The sequence below is a fragment of the Ureibacillus galli genome (assembly GCF_014836845.1).
GTDB lineage: Bacteria > Bacillota > Bacilli > Bacillales_A > Planococcaceae > Ureibacillus > Ureibacillus galli.
Genome location: NZ_JACSQA010000058.1, coordinates 1 through 3,919 on the forward strand (window position 1 = coordinate 1; position 3,919 = coordinate 3,919).

7 protein-coding genes are annotated in these 3,919 nt (G+C 34.7%); 6 read left to right on the plus strand and 1 reads right to left on the minus strand.

Annotated elements, in window-relative coordinates; all coding sequences use genetic code 11:
- Positions 1 to 122: 122 nt before the first annotated feature.
- Entirely contained in the window at positions 123 to 806 is a 684-nt protein-coding gene (locus H9636_RS18750) for a hypothetical protein (RefSeq protein WP_122970719.1), read from the minus strand.
- 176 nt (positions 807 to 982) lie between these two features.
- On the opposite strand from H9636_RS18750, the gene H9636_RS18755 reads away from it, so the two are divergent.
- Genes H9636_RS18755 through H9636_RS18780 form a run of 6 tightly spaced genes read left to right on the plus strand, consistent with a single transcriptional unit; the run spans position 983 to position 3,826 of the window.
- Complete coding sequence (locus tag H9636_RS18755; protein WP_122970718.1) at positions 983 to 1,339, plus strand: cupin domain-containing protein; 357 nt, start codon at positions 983 to 985, stop codon at positions 1,337 to 1,339.
- Positions 1,340 to 1,372: 33 nt separating this feature from the next.
- Positions 1,373 to 1,531, plus strand: a complete 159-nt coding sequence (locus tag H9636_RS18760) for a hypothetical protein (RefSeq protein WP_191709073.1) — start codon at positions 1,373 to 1,375, stop codon at positions 1,529 to 1,531.
- Between the two features lie 40 nt (positions 1,532 to 1,571).
- Positions 1,572 to 1,988 carry a GNAT family N-acetyltransferase gene (locus H9636_RS18765; RefSeq protein WP_122970717.1) on the plus strand — a complete coding sequence of 139 codons (417 nt, stop codon included), beginning with the start codon at positions 1,572 to 1,574 and terminating at the stop codon, positions 1,986 to 1,988.
- 29 nt (positions 1,989 to 2,017) lie between these two features.
- Positions 2,018 to 2,233, plus strand: a complete 216-nt coding sequence (locus tag H9636_RS18770; protein WP_122970716.1) for a hypothetical protein — start codon at positions 2,018 to 2,020, stop codon at positions 2,231 to 2,233.
- Between the two features lie 13 nt (positions 2,234 to 2,246).
- Positions 2,247 to 2,813, plus strand: coding sequence for a DNA-3-methyladenine glycosylase I (locus H9636_RS18775; RefSeq protein WP_122970715.1), 567 nt, complete (start codon positions 2,247 to 2,249; stop codon positions 2,811 to 2,813).
- Positions 2,814 to 2,833: 20 nt separating this feature from the next.
- A complete protein-coding gene (locus H9636_RS18780) occupies positions 2,834 to 3,826 on the plus strand; it encodes a S66 family peptidase (protein ID WP_191709074.1) in 993 nt (330 codons plus the stop codon).
- Positions 3,827 to 3,919: the final 93 nt, after the last annotated feature.

Genomic DNA, 3,919 nt, shown 5'->3' on the forward strand with positions numbered 1-3,919 from the left:
TAAGTATAACGGGGTAGTTCATTGAAGAAAATAGAAAAACCCCGAATAGGTCCACTTTTTTTAAAGTGTCCACTATTCGGGGTTCAGTTCAAAAGGGGAAATGCTCTTTCTTTCTTTATTTACTATATTTTCTCCCATTTAAAATGACCGTTAATATCAATGCCTAATTTAATGTTGTCATTTATCTCTATAACGATTGGGCTAACAATTGCATCTTTGGTGGAGAAAAACCAGTTCCTCTTACTAGGTCCTAGTAAAAGATGGACACCATCATCTGCTTCTCCCATAAAATTAAGGGATGTTTCATCGAGTTTTTCATTGTTTCGAACGGGAATGCCGATTGTTATTAACTGTTTACCGACATACATTAAATCATCAGTTGTTAGGTTCATTTCGCCAATATCAATGATTGTGTGTACAGAAAATGTGTCAACTTCCACTTTAGGATTGATATCGTGACGGGCAATGAATTCCACCACATTTTCTTCAGGATCATAAAAGTAAAGGGAGTGAGCATTAATGTTTTGAAAGAAAACTTCATCCTCCCCTTGATTGGTTAATAACGGTGTGTATTTTTGAATCCAACCCTTCGCAAGGTCAAAAAGATTGCTCGGAATATTAAAGGCAAAATGATATTGTTTGTATATCGTTGGTGAAATCAATTCAAAGGCAAGAATACTGTTACCTACAGCTATTTGAAACCCTTTTGGTGATTTTTCTAATATAGGAAAACCTAACTTTTCCCCATAGAAATTTATCATTTGTTCAAGGTTATGAATGTATAATATCGTTTTATTTATTTTCATAAAATAGTCTCCTAAACGGTATTTGTTATGAATACTAATACAAATTAAAAAAGTTTACGTTAGACAAAAGACTGAAATTTCGGTAATTCGTTCAATAAATTTTTTTCAATAAAGAGGATTATCGGGTAAAGATTTGGAATATGTGATGTATAGTCTAGTATTTGGGAGGTAATCGTTTGCAGTTTTATGATTTTAGTAAACATTGCGGGAAAAGCATTACCCAATTTCAATCCCAATTTATTATGTCCCGTGTACTTCAGACGGATATGGAAACCCACATCGGTTGTATGTACTTAGAGGGAAATGGGGTAATTGGTTACCATCAAGCTATCGTTCCTCAACTTCTATTAGTCGTAAATGGTGAAGGATATGTACGCAATGACAAAGAAGGATATATAAAAGTTCAAGCTGGTGATGCCGTGTTTTGGGAACAGGATGAATGGCATGAAACAAAAACAGTGCATGGGTTAACGGCCATAGTCATTGAAAGTGTTGAATTAAATCCTTCTGCCTTTATGCCCTTACAACGATAAACGAATTTATAAGAATGGTTAGAGGTGATGGGAATGGGAGAATTTATTGCTGCGGTCATTACAGTATTACCTATTATTATTGTTGCGTTTCTTATTCGATGGATTCGTATCATAAAAGTAAACAGCGATATTCAAGTCGAACAAAACAAACAAATTATTTCATTACTAGAACGAATGATTAACAGCGAGTAAGTGGTTCTCTTCTCTTTAAATTTGTGAGGTGAAATTGAATTTGATCGAGATTCATCATGATTTTAGTAAAGTTTCCCTTAATCAATTGGAGGTAATTTATAAGGCTGTTGGGTGGGAGAAACATACAGAAGCAATTATTGAACAAGTATTTGAAGCAAGTAATGTTTATGTTTTTGCTACTGTGAAGGGGGAAGTAGTAGGTTTTAGCCGAGCTATAACAGACCATGTCTTCAACGCTGCTATTTATGATGTGGTCGTACATCCTAAATTTCAAAGAAATGGGATTGCGAAGCGCATAATAGAAAGTTTACTAAATCAATTAAAACAGGTTTCATGTGTTCACCTTATTTCTACAAAAAGGAACGAAGGTTTTTATAGGAAACTAGGCTTTAAGAAAATGGAAACAGGCATGGCAAGATATTTAAATTCCAATTTAATTGAAGATTATTTAGAATAATTAACACATTGTGGAATGGGGAGATATTAGTGGAGAAAAAGCATATTTGGTACTTTGTTTCGGGGATTTTAGTCGGAATAATTATTATACCAATTATTTTCCAATGGTTAGGGATACCAACATTTGACCGGTTGTTATACATGATTTTTGGAGAAGCAAATGTTGGGAATGGTATATTTGTTATTGTGATGACAATAATCGCAATAATTTTATTAGTAAGAGTACCTAAACCAAAAGTTAAATAAAGAAGGAGTTATTATGACAAATCGATGCCATTGGGTTACAAAAGAACCTTTATATATACAATACCACGATAACGAATGGGGAGTCCCTGTTTATGATGATCAAAAACTGTTTGAAATGCTATGTCTAGAAGGAGCTCAAGCCGGTCTTAGTTGGTGGACTATTTTACAAAAACGGGAAAACTACCGAGTAGCCTTTGACAATTTCGATGCAGAAAAAATTGTCCGCTATACAGAAGAAAAATTGCAGGAGTTAAAAGAAAATCCCGGTATTGTACGAAACAAATTGAAAATACAAAGTGTTGTAACGAATGCAAAAGCCTTCTTAAAAATTCAAGAACAATACGGATCCTTTGCAAAATACATATGGAGCTTTGTCAATCACCAACCAATCATTAATCATTGGGCCTCCGTAAAGGAAGTCCCTGTTACAACGGAAATTAGTGATGCCATGAGTAAAAAATTGAAAAAGGACGGCTTTAAATTTGTTGGCAGTACAATTTGTTATTCCTATATGCAAGCGGTAGGGATGGTAAATGACCACACGTTACAATGTTTCTGTCATCTATCAAATAATTCATAAGAAATAAGGGGTCGGTATAAATGGTTTTAAAAAAAGGTGACAAGATCGGCATTTTTACCCCTTCATCTCCAGCAACGGTAACAGCTCGGGAACGATTTGAACGGGCAAAAGCCTTTTTACAATCAAAGGGTTTTGAACTAGTGGAAGGGAAGTTAACGGGCCAAATCGACTATTACCGTTCAGGAACGCCTAAGGAACGGGCAGACGAGTTAAATGAATTGTTACGTAATCCAGAAATAAAAATGGTCATGTCGACGATAGGGGGGACCAATTCTAATAGTATGCTTCCGTATATCGATTACGAAGCATTCAGGAGCCACCCTAAATATATCCTAGGGTATTCCGATGCAACGGCTATATTATTAGCTTTATATTCAAAAACAGGTATCCCAACTTATTATGGACCGGCATTAATTCCATCCTTTGGGGAATTTGAACCGTTAGTAAATGATACATATCATTATTTTGAACAATATTTTATGGCTGAAAATAATCCTCCTTATGAAATTCCACTACCAACATTTTGGTCCGATGAACCGGTCAACTGGTTAGAAAAAACGACGGAAAAAACATTGTATCCAAATGAATGGAAAACCGTTATTCCAGGCAACGTTGAAGGAAGATTAATTGGTGGAAATGTTAATGCAATGTATGGATTTATTGGCACGCCGTATTTTCCGGAAATAAAACATGGGGATATTTTGCTTATTGAAGATTGTATGAAAAATGCATCCATTGTGGAGAAAAACTTTGCCATGTTAAAACTTCATGGAGTTTTTGATCGAGTAGGGGGCATTATTCTAGGCAAACATGAACAATATGAAGATTTAGGGACAGGGAAGAAACCTTATGATCTTTTATTAGAACAATTGGATGGTCATCAAATTCCAGTGTTAGCAGAATTTGATATTTGTCATACCCACCCGATGCACCCAATCGCCATTGGTAAAAAGGTGAGACTAAATGCAACGGAAAAGAAAGTATATTGTATTGAAAAATGGACTTTAGAATAAAAAAGCTATGTAAAAATAAAATGTACCCTATAAGAAAGACACTTGAAAAAAGGTCTCTCTTATAGGGTACTTTTATTTATAATGAAATAAAAT

What these genes read in the sequence shown, in the direction of transcription:
- H9636_RS18750 (WP_122970719.1), bottom strand. Translation starts at nt 806, where the DNA reads ATGAAAATAAATAAAACGATATTATACATTCATAACCTTGAACAAATG.
- H9636_RS18760 (WP_191709073.1), top strand. Translation starts at nt 1,373, where the DNA reads ATGGGAGAATTTATTGCTGCGGTCATTACAGTATTACCTATTATTATT.
- H9636_RS18775 (WP_122970715.1), top strand. Translation starts at nt 2,247, where the DNA reads ATGACAAATCGATGCCATTGGGTTACAAAAGAACCTTTATATATACAA.
- H9636_RS18780 (WP_191709074.1), top strand. Translation starts at nt 2,834, where the DNA reads ATGGTTTTAAAAAAAGGTGACAAGATCGGCATTTTTACCCCTTCATCT.